Here is a 17,254-nt window from a genome sequence, read left to right on the forward strand (position 1 = left end):
CGGGTGTAAACGCTGCCCTCACACAGCGTTTGCCAGAAGATCAGTCTGAAGTAAACCCGGGTCAACCGCACGGCAACCAGGAATACCGCAGCAAATCGCGGCGACCCCCTCCGTCCGGCTATGGCCGGTCCGCCGTAGCGTGGGCGGTATGGAGCGACTGGTGGTCATCGGTGGTGACGCGGCCGGAATGTCGGCGGCCTCGCAGGCACGCAGGCTGAAGAGCGCGAGCGAGCTGGAGATCGTGGTCTTCGAGCGGGGCCGGTTCACGTCGTTCTCCGCGTGTGGCATCCCGTACTGGGTGGGCGGTGATGTGCTCGAGCGGGACGCGCTGATCGCCCGGACGCCCGAGGAGCATCGCTCCCGCGACATCGACCTGCGCATGCGCACCGAGGTGACCGAGATCGATGTCGCGGGCGGCCGGGTGCGTGCCCGTGACCTCGAGTCCGGTGCCGAATCATGGACGGACTACGACAAACTCGTCATCGCCACGGGCGCGCGCCCGATCCGTCCGCCGTTGCCGGGCATCGACGCGCCGGGCGTGCACGGCGTGCAGACCCTCGACGACGGGCAGGCGCTGATCGAGACCCTCGAGCGCACCGAGGGCAAGCGCGCGGTGGTGGTCGGCGCCGGTTACATCGGTGTCGAGATGGCGGAGGCGCTGATTCAGCGCGGCTACGACGTGACGATGGTGCACCGCGGTCCCGAGCCGATGTCGACGATGGATCCGGACATGGGCGCGCTGGTGCGAGATGCCATGTGCGGCTTGGGTATCAAGGTGGTCGGCAATGCCGAGGTGACCGAGATCCGTATCGACGACCAGGGGCTCGTCCGTGCGGTGGTCGCCGACGGCGTCGAATATCCGGCGGACGTGGTGGTGCTCGGCATCGGCGTGCGCCCGAACACCGAACTGGCCCGCGCGGCCGGTCTGCCGCTGGGGGAGTACGGCGGGCTGCTCACCGACCTGGCCATGCGGGTGCGCGGCCACGAAAACATCTGGGCGGGTGGCGATTGCGTCGAGGTGCTGGATCTGGTGTCCGAACGGGAACGCCACATCGCCCTCGGCACGCACGCCAACAAGCACGGCCAGATCATCGGCGCCGGTGTCGGTGGTGGCTACGCGACCTTCCCCGGCGTCGTCGGCACCGCGGTCAGCAAGGTCTGCGACCTCGAGGTTGCGCGAACCGGCTTGCGAGAGAAGGACGCTCGCGCGGTGGGCCTGCAATTCGTCGCCGTCACCATCGAATCCACCAGCCGCGCAGGCTATTACCCCGATGCCGCGGCGATGACGGTGAAGATGCTCGCCGAGCGTCGCACCGGCCGCCTGCTCGGCGTGCAGATCGTGGGCCGCGAGGGCGCGGGCAAGCGCGTCGATATCGCGGCCGTCGCACTCACCGCGCGGATGACGGTCGAACAGATGACCGCCCTCGACCTCGGCTACGCGCCACCGTTCTCTCCGGTCTGGGACCCCATCCTGGTGGCCGCCCGCAAAGCCGTCACCGCGGTGCGCGAACGCGGGTAGCGCGCTCAGGCGGCGGCGCGGTGCACCGCGATCACCCGCGAGGTCTCGGCCTCGTACTCCGCGAAACCAGGCGGACGCGCGGCGAAATTCCTGCGCGACTTCAGTAGTCGGCCATCAGCTCCAGCAGGTCGGCCTTGCCGAACATCACCGCGGCCTCGCGGGCGGACGGGGTGCCACCGTCCGGGTCGGCGCCTGACTCGATGAGCAGTCGCGCGATCTCGTTCTCGCCCTTGAAAACCGCACCGGCCAATGGGGTTTGCCCCTTGTCGTTGGCTCGGTTCGGGTCCGCGTCGCGATCCAGTAGTGCTGCTACGGCGTCAGCGTGGCCGTGGTAGGCGGCCAGCATGAGTAGGGTGTCGCCCGAATCGTTGGTCAGATCGGCGGGCACTCCGGCATCGACATAGGTGGCCAGCGAGGCGGCATCCCCTTGTCGCGCGAAGTCGAAGACTTTGGTGGCGAGCTCGATGAGTTCCGGATCCAGGTCAGCGCTCATTCGCCCATTCCTACCACCATGTTGCCTGGGTTTGCGACGGCCAGGCGGTCGGCCGTGCCATCCGTTTTGCGAAGGATCACCCGGCAGGCCACCGAATGTCCCTCCCACCTGGTGTACCGGACGACATAGGTCGGTATAGTCGCCGCGGATGAGTAGTGTGACCACCCGCGTTGAGCCGGAAGCCAAGAACCGTCGACTCGGCGTCGTTGGGTGGCTGGCACCGGTCCTCTGTATCGCGTTCGCCGCGTTCTGTCTGCTGCTGCCGACCTGGCCGTTCCACAAGATCACCGGTGGGTTCATCGACCTACAGGTATATCGCCTCGGTGTGGACGCGCTACGGCACGGCCACGACATGTACGGACAGTTGCCGCAGACCACCATCGGCGCGGGGCTGCCGTTCATCTATCCGCCGTTCGCCGCGCTGGCGCTGAGCCCGTTCGCGCTGCTGCCCTGGCACGCGGCCGCGTTCACCTTCTTCGTGTCCTCGGTGGCCGCGCTCGCGCTCACCATGTACCTGGTCGCCCGGCGGGTGTGGCCCGGCGAGGATCAGCGCAGGCTGGTCCTGGTGGCCACCGCGTGTGCGACGCCGCTGGCCCTGCTGCTGGAGCCGGTGCACTCGACGCTCGACTTCGGTCAGGTGAATCTGCTGCTGATGGCGTTGGTGGTGGCCGACTGCCTCGCGATCAAACCGCGCTGGCGGCGCGGCATGCTGATCGGAGTCGCCGCGGCCATCAAGCTGACTCCGGCGGCGTTCGTGCTGTATTTCCTGGTGCGCCGCGACTACAAGTCGGCGGCGACGGCCGCGGCGACCGGTGCGGCGGCGACGCTGCTCGGTTTCGCCGTGCTGCCGCATGAGTCCACGAAGTACTGGTTCGGCGGCATGGGCAATGTCTCCGGTTTGAGCGGGTCGGCGTTCCACACGAACCAGTCGATCCAGGCGGTGCTGTCCCGGTTGCAGGTGCCCAAGCCGGCGTCCACCATCCTGTGGCTGATCCTCGGCGCCGCGCTGCTGGTCCTCGTGGTCGCGGCCATGCGGCGGGCGGTCGACTTCCCGCCGCTCGCGCTGGCCATCAACGCGGTCTTCACGCTGCTGCTTTCGCCGATTTCCTGGTCACACCACTGGGTGTGGATCGCCCCGGCGCTGGCGGGCGCGATCGGCTATGCGACCCGGCTGCCGCGCCGTCAGGCCATCGGCTGGTGGATCACCATCGCCGTCATCACGGCGGTTTTCGTGTACGGCCCGCAGAACTGGCTGCCCGACGGCGAGCACCGCGAAACCCAGTGGACGCCATGGCAACACATCGTCGGCAACACCTATGTGTGGTTCAGCGTGCTGCTAGTCGCGTTGTACTTCTTCTCCGGTCGCCGGTCCACGCGAGCGTCGGAACCAGCCCCCGCACTGGTGCCGCAGCACTGATCCTGACCCCCTTGGTGTTTGCTGCCGGGATCCCCGGGTAGGGCCGTCAGTGACGGCACCTGCCGTCGCCGACAGAAATACTCGAGGCAAGGAGGGATTCATGGCCGCCCGACGTGGCTTTGCCGCCATGGACGCGGAGCAGCAGCGCAAGATCGCCAGCCTGGGTGGCAAGGCGAGTAGCGGTAGCTTCGACAACGACCCCAAGCGCGCCAGCGAGGCAGGCAAGAAGGGCGCGGCGGCACAGCCGACCGCGGCCAAGCGCCTCGGCGGCGAACGCAGCCACCTGAACCGATAAATCGAAACCGACGCTGGGCGAAGCCGCGGTCTCGCCCAGCGTCGCTGCGTGCAAGCGCGGTGCAAGAGTGCCGCAATCGGCGGGCGACACAATCGGATTCATGAACGCGACATGCGATGTGGTGGTGGCCGGGGCCGGACCAGTCGGGCTGATGTTGGCCTGCGAATTGCGGCTCGCCGGGGTGGACGTGTTGGTGGTCGAGCGGCTCGACGAGATCGATCCGACGCTCAAGGCCGCCGGGATCAATGTGCCGACGGCGCAAGCTCTTTACCGGCGGGGGTTGCTGCCGGACTTGCTCGCCGGTCAGGTGCGGGCGCGGGAGCGGATGGGATTGCCGATGGTGCACACCGCGTCGACCGCTACCGAGCCGACCGCTGCCGAGCGGCCGAAGCCGCCGTTCGCCGGGCACTTCGCGGGCCTCATGCTCGACATCGGCGTGGTCGACTTCGACGATCCCGCCTTCGCCGACATGGGTCCGGCTGCCGAGGTGTTCTTCGTGCCGCAGCAGGACATCGAGGCCATCCTCGGGCGACGCGCGGGCGAGTTGGGCGTCACCGTGTGGCGTGGCATCGAGCTCACCGACTTCATCGAGGACGGCGACGGCGTCACAATCCGGCTGGGCGACAACACCGTTCGCGCAGGCTGGCTGGTCGGTTGCGACGGCGGGCGCAGCATCGTGCGCAAGTTGTCCGGTTTCGACTTTCCCGGCCTCGACCCGGAACTGACCGGCCATCAAGCCATCGTCGAGATGACCGGGGCCGAAGGACTCACGCCCGGTTGGACATCGACCGACACCGGCATGTACGTCTACAACCCGACGATGGGCCGCATTCTCACCGTGGAGCTGGACGGACCGCCCACCGACCGCAATGCGCCGATCACCGCCACGGACCTGCAGGCGAGCCTGCGCGCCGTATCCGGTGTCCCCGTGGAGATCACCGCTGTGCACTCGGCCACCCGGTTCACCGACAACACCCGGCAGGTCACCGAATACCGCAGGGGCCGAGTACTACTGGCGGGCGATGCGGCACATGTGCATTCGCCGTTCGGCGGGCAGGGACTCAACCTCGGCGTCAGCGACGCGGTGAATCTCGGCTGGAAGCTCGCCGAAGTGGTGCACGGCCGGGCACAGCAGGACCTGCTCGACACCTACACCAGCGAACGGCATCCGATCGGCGCGTGGGTGCTGGACTGGACCCGGGCACAGGTCGCGCTGATGCGAACCGACAAGCGCAGCAGGGAACTTCGCGCGGTGATGACCGAATTGCTGGCCACCCGCGAGGCCGCGACCTACATGTTCCGGAAGATCTCCGGCGTGCTGCACCGCTACGACCTCGGCGGCGGGCATGAACGGGTCGGCGCGCCCGTGCCGGACCTCGAGCTGTCGGACGGAACGCGGCTCGGTACGCACTTCATCGACGGCGGGGCAGTGCTTTTCGATCTGGCCGATTCGGCCGAACTGCGTGCGGTGGCGGCACCGTGGTCGTCCCGGGTGCGGGTGGTCACGGCCAAGACGGTGCACCATGGTGAACTGACGGCGATGCTGGTTCGTCCCGACGGGTTCGTGGCGTGGGCCGCCGACTCGGGTGGTCGGGACGGACTGGAAGCGGCGTTGACCCGTTGGTTCGGCTCCGCGGCATAGTGTCGGAGACCGGAATCCCGTTGTCTCAGAAGGCTTCCGGTCTCCGTCCAGTACGTGTCAAGCTGGCGGGCAGTGGCCGTTCATGCCAGCTCCAACCGGGGGCCGAGGTGGATTGCGAGATACACCTGGTTGCGGAGTGCGTTGGCTTCCGCATCGGTGAGGGTGCGCGTCAGCGGCCGCAGGATCAGTCGCACAACGGCATTCGTTTGTCCCGGCACGATACCGAGTCGGTCCCTGGCCTTTTCGGAGAGTTCGGCCCAAGGCGTCCGTGCCGTGACGAGCACCGACTCGATGTCATCGACCCGATCGCGCAGCACCTTTCGCACAGTGTCGCCGAGGGTTTCGTCATCGGTGTCGTCGGCGATCACCACCGACAGGTCGCGGCGGATCGGCGGCAGCATGGAGACCGGCCGCCACGGTGACAGATCCAGCAGCTGGTCGGCGATGCGCGGGTGCTCGGATCGGAGGTAGCGGATATCGGGAATTCCCTTGCGTAGCATCAGAGCCCGGTCCAGTCCCATACCGAGTGCGGTGCCGGACCAGCGGGCAGGATCGAGCCCGGCGCCTGCGAGGACGTGCTCGGCGATGAGACCGCATTCGGCGAGTTCGAGCCAGTCGCCGCCGAGCCGCACGTCGACTTGCCGGCCGAGGGCGGTGTAGGGGTGCCGGGCCGGCGTCGTGCGCCATTCGGCGCCGGGAAGCACGGCCTCGACAAGGTGGGCGACCATGTCCCGCACGTCATCGTCGCCGGTGTCCGGGCGCGACCGCAGCCGCCAGAGATCGACCTGATGTGGTTCGCCCACGTGGATTCGATCGACGACGTCCCTGCGGTAGACCAGGCCCGGCGCCACGATGAGGTCGTCGACGTCGGTGGTCACTTCGGCGTAATGCCGCAGGGTTTCGGGGATGTCGGCGCTGGTGTGGCTGCGCAACATGGTGGTCGGGCTGACGTATCGGGTGTAGCGCGCGTCGCGGGTGACGTCGGCCGGGTCGTAGCCGAGCTTGTCGTAGTTGTCGACGACGGCGACGAGAGGCGAGTTGCGCACTACGCGCACCTTTGACGCCCAGGCACGAACTAGTGCGTCGACTGTTCGGTCGAGCATTGTCTGCATGGAGTGCGAACCCTGCGTGGGGTCGCTCAGGTCGCGCACGGTCAGCGCGCGTGCCAGGTCCAGCGGAGTGAGATAGGTAGGCATGAGTAATTCCTTTGGTAGCCGGTCGGATTCGGTGAAACCCCCGAACCGGCGACGGCCACAGGAACTACGTGATCGGACGCACGCAGCAGACCCCGCGGCCGACTGACGGCCCGGGGCGCAGAAATCGCGTGCGCGTGTTCATGAGCCAAGCGTAAGGGATCGTCGGCCTGTTCGGCCAGCAGACGTCGACCTGCGCGGCATGGCGGCTCGGCCAAACCCGAGTCCGGCTACGACAAGAAGACGATGGCGCGCGACATCCACGAATAGATCCAGCACCTCGGGTGCCGGTCGGCGTTCGTCGTCGGGCACGACATCGGCGCATCGCTGGGCTATCACCTCGCCGCCAACTTCCCCGAATCGGTACGGCGGCTCGTCACCATCGATATGGGCGTTCCCGACGCGGCCTGGCAGGCGATTCCGATGTTGCCCGGCAGTGATGAGCAGGTGGCCGCGCTCGCGCACGGGCGCGGCGGCTATCCCTGGTGGTTCGCTCTGAATCAACTGCGTGAGTTGCCGGAACTGCTACTGGCCGATCGCTTTCGGCTGGTGATCGATTGGCTGTACGGGCACATGCTGATCGATCAGTCTTCCGGCGACGAGGCGGCTCGGGCCATTTACGCGCAGGCCTACGATTCCCCGGATGCGATCCGCGCGGGCAATGGCTGGTATCAGACGATGCGCCAGGACATCGCGGACCTCGCCACCTATGAGCCGGTGACCCTGCCGATTCTGACGTTGGCGGGCGAGGAGGCGTATCCGGCTCTGCGCGAACAGATGTCGTCGGACAAGGGCACCGATATCCGGGTTGTCGAGATCAAGGGGAGTGGTCATTACATTCCCGAGGAGCAGCCGGAGCAGATGTTGCGTGAGCTGGCGGCATTCTTCGCGCCGAGCGCGGTGGTCTGCTCCTAGTTTTGCAGTGACGCAACAGATTCCAGGTCAGCGCCCTGGACCCGCCGACAAGCGCTGGGCGACATCGGGGAGGCGGCCGACCATCGAGATGGTGAACTCGGCGAGTAGATCGATGAGGCCGTCGCGGTCGACGTCCAGGCCGCCGTCGAGCCAGACCAGGACCAATTCCGCGGCGCCACCGGTAATCAATTGCGAGGTCGCCGCGACGGCGGTGTCCTGGCCGGCGGGGAGGTCGAGTACCAGGCGGGTTTGTTCGATGATGACGTCGGCGACCCGGCGCATGCCGTCGAAGCGGCTGCGCATCAGGACCTCGCTGCCGTACGCCTGGGCGAAGACGACTTGGGCCCGGCGTGGGTCGTCGGTGAGTTCGATGATGAGGGCGGCGACACCGGCGCGGATCTTGTCCGAGGGTGCGCCGTCGGTGCCCGCGACGGCCGCGCGCGCGGTGTCGAGGGCGGAGTCCTGGATCTCCAGCAGTAGCTCCGAGGCGAGCGCGTCCAGATCGGGGAACGCCTCGTAGAAGAAGCGGGGTCCGACCTTGGCCTGTTCGCAGAGGCCGCGCACGGTCAACGCGGACAGGCCCTGGGTACCGACGATATCGAGGGCGGTGTCCAGTAGCCGCCTGCGCCGATCCTCTTTGCGCTCGGCGGTCGATGTGCCGCGGTAGGTGCCGCTGAATGCTCGGGTCACCCGAGCAAGCCTTCCATAGGAGAAGTTGGGAAACAAACGTTTACGGAAACGTTTGTTTCCGCTATGGTCGAGGGGATCGCAGCGTCGCGAAGGGACGGCCGTCATGAGTCTTCTGGTTCCCCCGAAAGTCACCGATGTCCACGGGGATGTCCGTCGCTTACGTGCGCGAGTCGCGAAAAGCGCGCAAACGCTGGGTGCTCGCGTCGCCGATCAGTACCCGTCCGCGGCGCGGCCGCTGGCGGATCCGCCGCCGGGCAGCGGATTGCGGCCGGTACCCGGCGATTTCGGCGCGCCGGGCATCGGCTACACGCTGCACGCGCTGAGTGACCCGATCGAACTGGCGCGCAAGCGCTTTCAACGCTATGGCCCGGTGAACTGGATGGGCGTGCTCGGTCGCCGGACGGTCGGCGTGGGTAGTCCCGCTGCCATCGAGGCCGTGCTGATGGATCGCGACAAGGTCTTCTCCGCGCAACGCGGCTGGGAGTTCGTGATCGGCCCGTTCTTTCGCGGTGGGTTGCTGCTCCGGGATTTCGACGAGCACATGTTCCATCGTCGGATCATGCAGCAGGCCTTCACTCGACCTCGCCTGGTCGGCTACTTGGATCTGACCACCCCGCGGATCACCAGGGGTGTCGCCGGATGGCAGCCGAGCGAGCATTTCCCGGTCTTCGACGCGATCAAGCAGATCCTGCTCGCGCAGGCCACCGAGGTGTTCGCCGGTGCCGAGCTGGGGCCCGAAAGTGTGTTGCTGGCACGGGCTTTCGAGGACGCCGTGCACGGCGCGACCGCGCTCATCCGCAGCAATGTGCCCGGTGGTGCGTGGTCGCGCGGCATCCGCGGGCGACGCGTCCTCGGCGACTACTTCCGCCGCGAACTGCCAGCCAAGCGCGCGGGCGACGGCACCGACCTGTTCAGTGTGCTCTGCCACGCCGAAACCGATGAGGGACACGCCTTCTCGGACGAGGAGGTGATCGAGCACATGATCTTCGTGATGATGGCCGCGCACGACACCAGCACCATCGCCGCATCGATGCTCGCCTACGAACTCGCCCGCCACCCCGACTGGCAGGACCGCCTGCGCGCGGAATCCCGCGCACTCGGCAAGCCCGCCCTCGACTACGGCGACCTCGACCGGCTGCCCAGCCTGGACCTGGCGTTCAAAGAGGTGCTGCGCATGTATTCGCCGGTGGCCCAGCAGATTCGCGAAACCACCCGCGACACCGACATTCTCGGCTACTACCTGCCGCAGGGCACGCTCGTCATGGTCGGCGCATACCCGATGATGCGCACCGAGGACTACTGGCACAATCCCGACGTCTTCGACCCCGAGCGATTCGCCGCCGACCGCCGCGAAGACAAATCCCACCGGCACGCCTGGGCCCCTTTCGGCGGCGGCGCCCACAAATGCATCGGCCTGTACTTCGGCGGCATGACCGTCAAAGCCGTACTGCACCAGATGTTGTTGCAATACAGGTGGTCCGTGCGCCCGAACTACGAGGTCCCACTAGTCGCGGGCACCGGCCCCATGCCCGCCGACGGCCTACCCCTGCGCCTGGAACGCCTCCCCTCATGAAGATCACCGCCGACCGCACCCGCTGCGAAGGCCACGGCATGTGTGAAGCCCTGGCCCCCAACCTGTTCCGCGTCGCCGACGACGGAATCGTCGAGCCCCTCGCCGACACCATCGACGAAAGCGAACGCGACCTCCTCCAACTCACCGTAGACAGCTGCCCAGTCGAGGCCCTGCGCCTGACCTGAGCCCCGAACGCTCGGCCAACAACGCTGCGCGCGAGTTGTGCTGTCGCGCGCGGGTTGTGCTGCTGCGTACGAAATTGCTAGCAATTTCGTGCGCTGCGCGCGAGATGGTGCGCGGCGAGCGGGCACGGGGCCAGGTAGGCACGCACCCCGGGCGGGCGGCCGATACCGCAGCGCACGAGCTGCTGCTGCGCGCGAGTTGTGCTGTCGCGCGCGGGTTGTGCTGTCGCGCACGAAATTGCTAGCAATTTCGTGCGCTGCGCGCGAGATGGTGCGCGGCGAGCGGGCACGGGGCCAGGTAGCGCGCACCCTGAGTGGGCGGCCGATGCCGCAGCGCGCGAGCTGCTGTTGCGCGCGGGTTGTGCTGCTGCGCACGAAATTGCTGGCAGTTTCGTGCGCTGCGGGCGAGATGGTGCGCGGCGAGCGGGCACGGGGCCAGGTAGCACGCACCCCGAGCGGGCGGCCGATGCCCCCCGCGCGTGAGTTAGGCCGCCGCCGGTGAAATTGCTGGCAATTTCGTGCGCGGCGGGCGGGCGAGGGGGCGCGCACCCTGAGCGGGCGGCCGATGCCGCGGCGCACGAGCTGCTGCTGCGCGCGGGTTGTGCTGCTGCGCGCGAAAATGCTAGCAATTTCGCGCGCAGCGGACGGGGAGGTGCGCGGCGGGCGGGGAGGTGTGCGGCGGGCGGGGAGGTGTGCGGCGGGCGGGGAGGTGTGCGGCGGGCGGGGAGGTGTGCGGCGGGCGGGGAGGTGTGCGGCCGGTGAGTTGTGCTGCCGCGTATGAATTGTGCCGCTGCGTGTGAGGGTGCTGGCAATTTCGTGCGCGCCGAGCGAGGGGGTGCGCCGCGGTGTGTCCGTACTGTTGGTCGTTTGCGGCGATTCAGTTGCCGCTGGGGTACCGCGCGGTCGGGTTTGATTCGGGGTGGTCGGTGGGGGTGGGTGTGTTGCCGGTGGATCGCGGAAAGGTCTGGGCGGGGCGGAATCCCAGTCGGTGATATCCGGGCGAGATCAAGAGTTTGGAACCTTGGCGGCGAGGCATTCCCTGTCCGAATACGACAGGCTCGGCAAGGAGGTACAGGTGTCGTCTGGAGTGTTGATCATTGTGATCGTTCTGGTCGTCGTCGCGGCGTTGGTCGCGGCCTTATTGGTATGGCCCATGGTGTGCAGGCAGCGGTTGCGCAGCAAGTTCGGGCCGGAATACGACCGGACGGTCGAGGAACACGACGACCGCCGGGCGGCCGAACGTGAACTGGCCGAACGGGAGAAGCGGCACGCCGAACTGGAACTGCGCGCGCTGACACCGGAGCAGAAGCAGCTCTACACCGCGGAGTGGGTCGAGGTGCAGGAGCGGTTCATCGACGATCCGGCCGAGGCACTGCAGGCCGCCGACCGGTTGCTGACGACGGTGATGGGCCAACGCGGTTATCCCACCGAGAATTTCGACCAGCAGGTCGCCGACCTGTCCGTGGAGCATGCGGCGCCACTCGGCCACTATCGCGCCGCCCACGAGATCGCGACCAGGGCGACCGGCACCGAGGTGTCCACCGAGGACCGGCGCACCGCCATCGTGCACTACCGGGACCTGTTCCAGGACTTGCTCAATGGTGCGGGCGACGACAAGAAGACAGCCGACAAGAAGTCCGAGCACGACAAGAAAGCACTGTCATGAGTACCGAATACGAGCGCACCGTGCATTCCGACAAGTCCACCGAGGATGTTCCGCTGAGCGAACAGGATGCGAGTTCTACGTCTTGGCAGGGGAATCGCGACGAAGCCGAAAATGCGCGCGTCGCAAGCGAATCAGAAGCCGGACACGCTGATCATGCCGATGACTACACGACAGTGGACGACGGCGAATCCGCCCGTGCCAGCGCGGATTTGGATGTTGAACCGGAAAATGTGAGCACGACGGAATACGGCGCGGAGGACGCGACCGCGACGGAGTACGGTGCGCAGGAGCGGGCGACGACGGCGAACGCGGGCGACGGATCGGCGACCACGGCGGACTACGAAGCGCAGCCCGCGGAAACAGCGACCGCTGACTACGACTACGACGCGCAACCGACCGCGACCGCTGAGCCCGAAGCAGATCACGTGACCACCGAGCCCGAAGCGGATCAGGTCACTCCGGCAGCGACACCGGACCAATCGACCACCTCGGGCAATGGCGCTGAGCGGCAACAAACTTCGCTCGACGACGTCGGCGCACCACTGTTCGCCGACACCGACCTCGACCAACTCCGCACCCAGTGGCGTGAGGTACAGGGCACCTTCGTCGACAACCCTCGGGACGCGGTCACCCAGGCAGATCAGATCGTCACCGACGTCGTCTACAAACTGACCACCGCCATCGCGGAGCGCAAGCGGGTACTCGAGGAACGCACCTCCGGCGCCCAGGACGGGGACACTGAGGAACTGCGTCAGGCGCTGCGCGGTTATCGGGGCTTCTTCCGGCGGCTGTTGTCGATCGAGTCGTAAGCGGTTTCAGCGAAAGGCGTTGTCCATGAACTGGTTTCGATTGCCGAGCGAAAGGCGTTGTCCATGAACTGGTTTCGATTGCCGACCGACCGGATCGACCGGGCGGCCGACTGGGTGTCCAAGCAGGTGAACGCGCGGGTCCCCGCGGCCGATCCGGCCGAGCGGGATCCCGAATTCATCATCGACACAGTGGGGCCCGGCTGGTTGTTCGCGCGGCTGTATTTCCGCGCGGAGGTTCGTGGTCTCGACCGGATCCCGGCCGAGGGCCCGGTCCTGTTGGTCGGCAATCATTCCGGGGGCAACGTCTCACCGGAGGTGATGGTCGCGACGCTGGCCTTCGTGCGCCGGTTCGGTCCACACCGCCCGTTCTATCAGCTGGCGCACGACATGGTGATGGCCTATCCGGTCATCGGTATGTTGTTGCGCCGCTTCGGCACGGTCGGTGCGGACCCGGACAGCGCGCGGCGGGTGCTCCGCGACGGAGCGGTGGTGCTCGTGTATCCCGGCGGTGACTGGGAGGTGCATCGGCCGACCTGGAAGGAAGACGAGATCGACTTCGCGGGCCGGACCGGTTTTCTCCGATTGGCCTGGGACGAAAACGTTCCCATCGTGCCGATGGTGAACATGGGCGCCCAGCAGACCGCGCTGATGCTGTCGCGCGGCGACCGGCTGGCCCGGCTGCTGCGGCTGGATCAGATGTTGCGGCTGAAGGTTTTTCCCATCTCGATCGCCCTGCCATGGGGCCTCAATGTCGGCGATCTCGCCGGGCACATTCCGTTGCCGAGCAAGGTCACCGTCGAGTTCCTCGAACCGATCGATCTACGGGCCGAACTCGGGCCGGAGCTGGCTCTGGAAGCGGCTTACGAGCACGTCACCGACGTCATGCAGCAGGCGCTGAGCGGCCTCGCGGACGAGCGTGGGCTGCCGATCGTCGGCTGACCGATTCAGCTCGTGCCGGGCAGGGCCTGCGCGACGAACATGTAACTCTTCTCCTCGACCCGCCGCGCGATGCGCCACTGGCCGTCGACGCGGGCAAACGTATCCAAGTACCAAAGCCCGCACAGCATGAGACTCGACGGCCCGTCGCCGCCCGACAGCATCATCGGGTTGTGACACATGGTCCGTCCGGTGGCGGTGTCGCCGTCGACCGTGATCGAGGAATTGCTGATCAAGTGTTGGAACGCCGGGAAGTTCGGCAACATGGCGGCGAGGAATTTCTTCGTCGCCGCCACGTCGCCGGCCGACCCGCCCATCGCGGTGTAGTCGATGTGCGCGTCATCGGTGAAGATGTCGTCCAACTGGTCCCACTGGCCGGTGTCGACCGCGTGGGAATACCGGACCATCAGGTCCTGGATCTCCAGGCGGTCCGAGATCTCCTGTAGGGACAGCATGCTTGCCTCCGAAATGCGCCGGTCCGAGAATCAAAATCCGGACCTCAGTGTCGCAGCGGCAGCGGAGACGAGAAGGGGTTTATGCCTTGTGCGGCAAGATGGTCAGTACAAGTGCGAGTCCGGCCGCGATGCTGGCGAACGCGAGGACCGTGGTGGTAGCAGACTGCGTCAGAGCGGCAATGCCGATCGAAAAGGCAAGGCACGTAGCGAATGCCAGCACCGCGGTCCCCGGCTCCACGCCGGCGATCCGGGCGGGTCGGTGTTCCGTCGATGTCATACCTCTCTCAATACCCAATCGGCACCGTTACGAAACCGTGACTGTTGAATTGCCACGTCAGCGGGTCGTTCGATGCGTGGGACCTCGCTGCGCGCGATGTCCCACGCAGGTCGTCGACTACTGAAGCTTGCCGTCGTAGTCGGGGAGCTTGTAGGTGCGTTCGGCGTGCCCACCGTTGAGGTCGGTCCAGTTGTTGCCGACGTTCTGGATGATCGTGTACCCGTCGTCCTCGATCTGGGCGCGGTAGGCCGTCTTCAGCTCCTGCTTGCCGCGGGAGTCGCCGGGCGTGCGATGGTAGATGGTATGCACGGGTAATCCAGCCCGCTCCAACGCGATTCGCGTTTTGGACGGGGAGTTGGTCGACGCGTAGTTGCGGTTGGTGATGTAGAAAACCTCGACGCCACTCTGATCGGCCTGCGCGGCCAGTTTCAACGTACCGTCGACCGCTGGAATGTTGTCGCGATCGATCGCGAAATCGGTGGCGAGGGTGGTGTCGTCGATGTCGAAGACGATGGCCAGCTTGCCGCCTGCGGCGACTCGGCCGCGCAAATCGGCGGCGGCGGTGGCCAGCGCGGTGTCGACATCCCGGAGCCACTGTTCCGGATCGATGCCTTGGTAGCTCCGCATACCGTCGGTGCGCGCGGCGGCGGCGGTGCCGGCGCCAAGGACGCTCACCGCCATCAGCATGGCGACAGCGGTCAGGACGAGTCGTGCGATTCTCGACTGCACTCGGAAAACCTTTCCCTGCTTGTCGATCGTTGTCATGGACGACGGCAGACTATGGCCGCGCCCTTGCCCGCGCGCGGTGCGCAGGTGAACGAGTCGTGAATGCGCTGGCAGGGGGCTCGGCTACCGGTGCTCCCCAGATGGTGATTGCGCGCCCCGGCTGTTCGGCCGGGGCGCGCATGCTGGGCGTTTACACCCGACGTGCCCGAACGACCCAGACCGGCATGGGGATTCGCCCTTGGGCATCGGCCACCGCATTCGGGTACTGCGCCAAGAACTCGCGGCAGGGCTCGGCCGCCGCGAGCTGCTCACCTGCGGTCAGGTCGGTGACGGCCCACCCGCCGGCGGTCAGCGTGTCGCGAATATTCTGCTGCGACACGGGAAGTGGGGCGGGTAGTCCGCCAATTGTCTTGTCGGAGAAGCACAACATGCTCAACAATGCGTCCGGTTTCGTGGCCCGATGCAGGGCGGCGACATACTGCGTACGCTGCTCGTCGGTCAGACAGTGATAGAGCGCGCTGTCCAACACGGAGTCGAACCGCCCACCGAACCCATCGAGCCTGGTGGCATCGGCAACAGTGAAGTCAACGTCCACCACGCGCGCCACTGCCCGCCGCCGCGCCACCTCAACAGCGGGCGCAGCGGCATCGATCGCGGTCACCCGATAGCCCCGCTGAGCCAGGTAGATCGCGTTATCTCCAAGGCCGCAGCCAACATCCAGCACCGCGCCGAACATCCGCCCCGCCCGCTCCAGCGCGACAACAGCAGGCTGCGGCTCGCCGATATCCCAGGGCACCGCAGTGGTCGTATAGAAGTCATCGAAGTCGAGAATCATGATCCGAGCTTCACTCGACCAGATACGTCGTCACGAGTCAGCAAGCTGCTTCTGGCCGATTCCGTCATCAGATTCGATCAGATGATGGAATCCGTCGCATTGGTTCCAGCTACCCAGCGATTGCCTCCAAAGCCTCAGTGGTCTCATCGTCGAGACGAGATTCCCATTCCGTCAAGGGGTTTGCTGTCAGGTTCAGAGAGGGAGGTTGGTGTGGAGGCGGGTGGCGGCGGTGACGATTGCCGAGGATTGGATGGTTACCAGGCGGTGGATCGGGATGGGGTGGCCGGGGGCGTTGGTTTCTATGTCGGTGCACCATTTTTCGAAAATGGCGGCGAAATGAGTTCGCTCGGTGGCTATTTCGGTGGTGGGGTCGTGCCGGCCCGCCTCGTCCAGTAGGCGCAGGAGCATGCCGCCGGCGCGGAGGCGGGCTACGCCGACCCAGACGTAGTTTTCGATGAAGATTTCGCCGAGCGTCGCGATGCGGGATTCGGTGGCGGAGCGTTTGGCGGTGGCGTTTCCGCGGAGGGCTCGGACGGTGTCGGTGAGTGCGCGTTCGAAGGGGCTTCGGCCGGTCAGTCGTTCGGACAGCCGGTCGAGAACGCCGAGGACGATGTCGGCGATTTCCTCGTAAGCGGTTGCGGTAGAACACAGGACGCTCGCGAGGGAGTGATCGCTTGGGGTGTCGTCGGTGACGCGTGTATCGACCCATAACGGCAATTCACAAACCAGCAGGGCAGTTCCGTAGGCGGCCGCGTAGTCGCGGATGCCGGCGCCGGACATCATCGCCAGCGGTTCGACACCTTCGGCGGCCAGCGTTTCGGCGATGTGTTGGAACGTCGGAAGCTCGAAAACCCCTGGCGCCCAGGTTCTGGCGCCCGGGACGTCGGGTTCGCCGTCATAGATCGGCACGTCCGAGGCGGTCAGCTGGTCGGTGAGTCCGGTCCAGTAGCCGCGATCGCCGCCGGTGGTGTAGAAGAATCCGCCGCCGAAATCGGCGTTGTGCAACGACACGATCAGCGCGGGACGGGTCCGATCGATCAAACCCATCAGCGCCCGCGTTTCCGGCAGCGGCGTGCCGACATCGTTTCCGCGCCAACGAGTCGGGAAACACCACTCCGGCTGCTCGGCCGCGGGCGGACGGTAGAAACCGCGCGCGACGCCGGTTCTGGTGCGCGCCTCGGCGAACCAGCCTTCGTTGAGCCGCGTGCCGTCGGGATCGAGGCACAGCACGAAATGCCAGGTGGCGCCCAAGGTTTGCGCGTCGTCTGCGGTCAGCCTGCCGAGCAGGTGCCGGATCGTCGCCATCCCGATGGGCTCGTTCGGATGCGGATTCCCGATCACGACCACCTGCCGTGTCCCCGACCCGACCCGCACCTCGCGAATCGGATCACCCCCGCGTGACTTGCCGATTTCGGCGACCGTCAGCCTATCCGGCACCGCGTCGGCCAATTTGTCGACGAACTCGCTCAATTCATCCACCGTGGGAAACGAGTCGATCCGCTCGACGACACCGACGATCTTGCTCACATCGTCAACCACCGAAACCTTCATCCTCCGCGCCCTCTTCCATAGTGGACGCGTCGCGTAGCCTACGGGCCAGTTTTCGTTCAGCAGAACGCATTACGCCGGAT

General features: G+C 66.6%; 18 protein-coding genes. 10 read left to right on the top strand and 8 right to left on the bottom strand.

Features of this window, described 5'->3' with window-relative positions:
• Positions 1-148 precede the first annotated feature (148 nt).
• Entirely contained in the window at positions 149-1,519 is a 1,371-nt protein-coding gene (locus ABZ942_RS34835) for an FAD-dependent oxidoreductase (RefSeq protein WP_357389655.1), read from the top strand.
• Positions 1,520-1,619: 100 nt separating this feature from the next.
• Here the strand turns inward: ABZ942_RS34835 and ABZ942_RS34840 are convergent, their stop codons facing one another.
• Positions 1,620-2,012, bottom strand: a complete 393-nt coding sequence (locus ABZ942_RS34840; RefSeq protein WP_357389657.1) for an ankyrin repeat domain-containing protein — start codon at positions 2,010-2,012, stop codon at positions 1,620-1,622.
• A gap of 148 nt (positions 2,013-2,160) precedes the next feature.
• On the opposite strand from ABZ942_RS34840, the gene ABZ942_RS34845 reads away from it, so the two are divergent.
• The 3 genes from ABZ942_RS34845 (at position 2,161) to ABZ942_RS34855 (ending at position 5,366) form a co-directional block, all read left to right on the top strand.
• Positions 2,161-3,429: a glycosyltransferase 87 family protein gene (locus tag ABZ942_RS34845; protein ID WP_357389659.1), complete on the top strand. Its 1,269-nt coding sequence runs from the start codon at positions 2,161-2,163 to the stop codon at positions 3,427-3,429.
• 100 nt (positions 3,430-3,529) lie between these two features.
• Entirely contained in the window at positions 3,530-3,724 is a 195-nt protein-coding gene (locus ABZ942_RS34850) for a general stress protein (protein WP_040735295.1), read from the top strand.
• 100 nt (positions 3,725-3,824) lie between these two features.
• Positions 3,825-5,366: an FAD-dependent monooxygenase gene (locus ABZ942_RS34855; protein WP_357389662.1), complete on the top strand. Its 1,542-nt coding sequence runs from the start codon at positions 3,825-3,827 to the stop codon at positions 5,364-5,366.
• Positions 5,367-5,446: 80 nt separating this feature from the next.
• Here ABZ942_RS34855 and ABZ942_RS34860 read toward each other — a convergent pair whose 3' ends face one another.
• Positions 5,447-6,562, bottom strand: coding sequence for a hypothetical protein (locus tag ABZ942_RS34860; RefSeq protein WP_357389664.1), 1,116 nt, complete (start codon positions 6,560-6,562; stop codon positions 5,447-5,449).
• A 267-nt stretch (positions 6,563-6,829) separates the two neighbouring features.
• Between ABZ942_RS34860 and ABZ942_RS34865 the strand changes: the two genes are divergently transcribed.
• Complete coding sequence (locus ABZ942_RS34865) at positions 6,830-7,474, top strand: alpha/beta hydrolase (protein WP_357389890.1); 645 nt, start codon at positions 6,830-6,832, stop codon at positions 7,472-7,474.
• Positions 7,475-7,501: 27 nt separating this feature from the next.
• Here the strand turns inward: ABZ942_RS34865 and ABZ942_RS34870 are convergent, their stop codons facing one another.
• Positions 7,502-8,164, bottom strand: coding sequence for a TetR family transcriptional regulator (locus tag ABZ942_RS34870; protein WP_357389665.1), 663 nt, complete (start codon positions 8,162-8,164; stop codon positions 7,502-7,504).
• 103 nt (positions 8,165-8,267) lie between these two features.
• Here ABZ942_RS34870 and ABZ942_RS34875 point away from each other — a divergent pair, with 103 nt between their 5' ends.
• The 5 genes from ABZ942_RS34875 (at position 8,268) to ABZ942_RS34895 (ending at position 13,333) form a co-directional block, all read left to right on the top strand.
• Positions 8,268-9,737, top strand: a complete 1,470-nt coding sequence (locus ABZ942_RS34875; RefSeq protein WP_357389667.1) for a cytochrome P450 — start codon at positions 8,268-8,270, stop codon at positions 9,735-9,737.
• The gene (locus ABZ942_RS34880; RefSeq protein WP_357389669.1) at positions 9,734-9,922 is read left to right on the top strand and encodes a ferredoxin; all 189 of its coding nucleotides are present in this window, start codon (positions 9,734-9,736) and stop codon (positions 9,920-9,922) included. The genes ABZ942_RS34875 and ABZ942_RS34880 overlap by 4 nt, the downstream gene beginning before the upstream one ends.
• A 1,072-nt stretch (positions 9,923-10,994) precedes the next feature.
• Complete coding sequence (locus tag ABZ942_RS34885; RefSeq protein ID WP_357389671.1) at positions 10,995-11,585, top strand: hypothetical protein; 591 nt, start codon at positions 10,995-10,997, stop codon at positions 11,583-11,585.
• Positions 11,582-12,394 (top strand): hypothetical protein, encoded by an 813-nt coding sequence (locus ABZ942_RS34890; protein ID WP_357389673.1) that lies wholly within the window; start codon positions 11,582-11,584, stop codon positions 12,392-12,394. The genes ABZ942_RS34885 and ABZ942_RS34890 overlap by 4 nt, the downstream gene beginning before the upstream one ends.
• Before the next feature lie 63 nt (positions 12,395-12,457).
• Entirely contained in the window at positions 12,458-13,333 is an 876-nt protein-coding gene (locus tag ABZ942_RS34895) for a lysophospholipid acyltransferase family protein (RefSeq protein ID WP_357389675.1), read from the top strand.
• Positions 13,334-13,338: 5 nt separating this feature from the next.
• Here ABZ942_RS34895 and ABZ942_RS34900 read toward each other — a convergent pair whose 3' ends face one another.
• The 5 genes from ABZ942_RS34900 to ABZ942_RS34920 all read right to left on the bottom strand — a co-directional run bounded on the left by ABZ942_RS34900 (position 13,339) and on the right by ABZ942_RS34920 (position 17,162).
• A complete protein-coding gene (locus ABZ942_RS34900) occupies positions 13,339-13,785 on the bottom strand; it encodes a nuclear transport factor 2 family protein (protein ID WP_357389677.1) in 447 nt (148 codons plus the stop codon).
• Positions 13,786-13,864: 79 nt separating this feature from the next.
• Positions 13,865-14,062, bottom strand: a complete 198-nt coding sequence (locus ABZ942_RS34905; RefSeq protein ID WP_357389679.1) for a hypothetical protein — start codon at positions 14,060-14,062, stop codon at positions 13,865-13,867.
• 117 nt (positions 14,063-14,179) lie between these two features.
• Entirely contained in the window at positions 14,180-14,791 is a 612-nt protein-coding gene (locus tag ABZ942_RS34910) for an HAD family acid phosphatase (protein ID WP_357389681.1), read from the bottom strand.
• A 187-nt stretch (positions 14,792-14,978) separates the two neighbouring features.
• Positions 14,979-15,623 (bottom strand): class I SAM-dependent methyltransferase, encoded by a 645-nt coding sequence (locus ABZ942_RS34915; RefSeq protein ID WP_357389683.1) that lies wholly within the window; start codon positions 15,621-15,623, stop codon positions 14,979-14,981.
• Positions 15,624-15,815: 192 nt separating this feature from the next.
• On the bottom strand, positions 15,816-17,162 hold the full coding sequence (locus tag ABZ942_RS34920) for a M14 family zinc carboxypeptidase (RefSeq protein WP_357389685.1): 1,347 nt from the start codon (positions 17,160-17,162) through the stop codon (positions 15,816-15,818).
• Between the last annotated feature and the right edge of the window lie 92 nt (positions 17,163-17,254).

Source organism: Nocardia sp. NPDC046473 (assembly GCF_040645995.1).
Taxonomy (GTDB): Bacteria; Actinomycetota; Actinomycetes; order Mycobacteriales; family Mycobacteriaceae; genus Nocardia.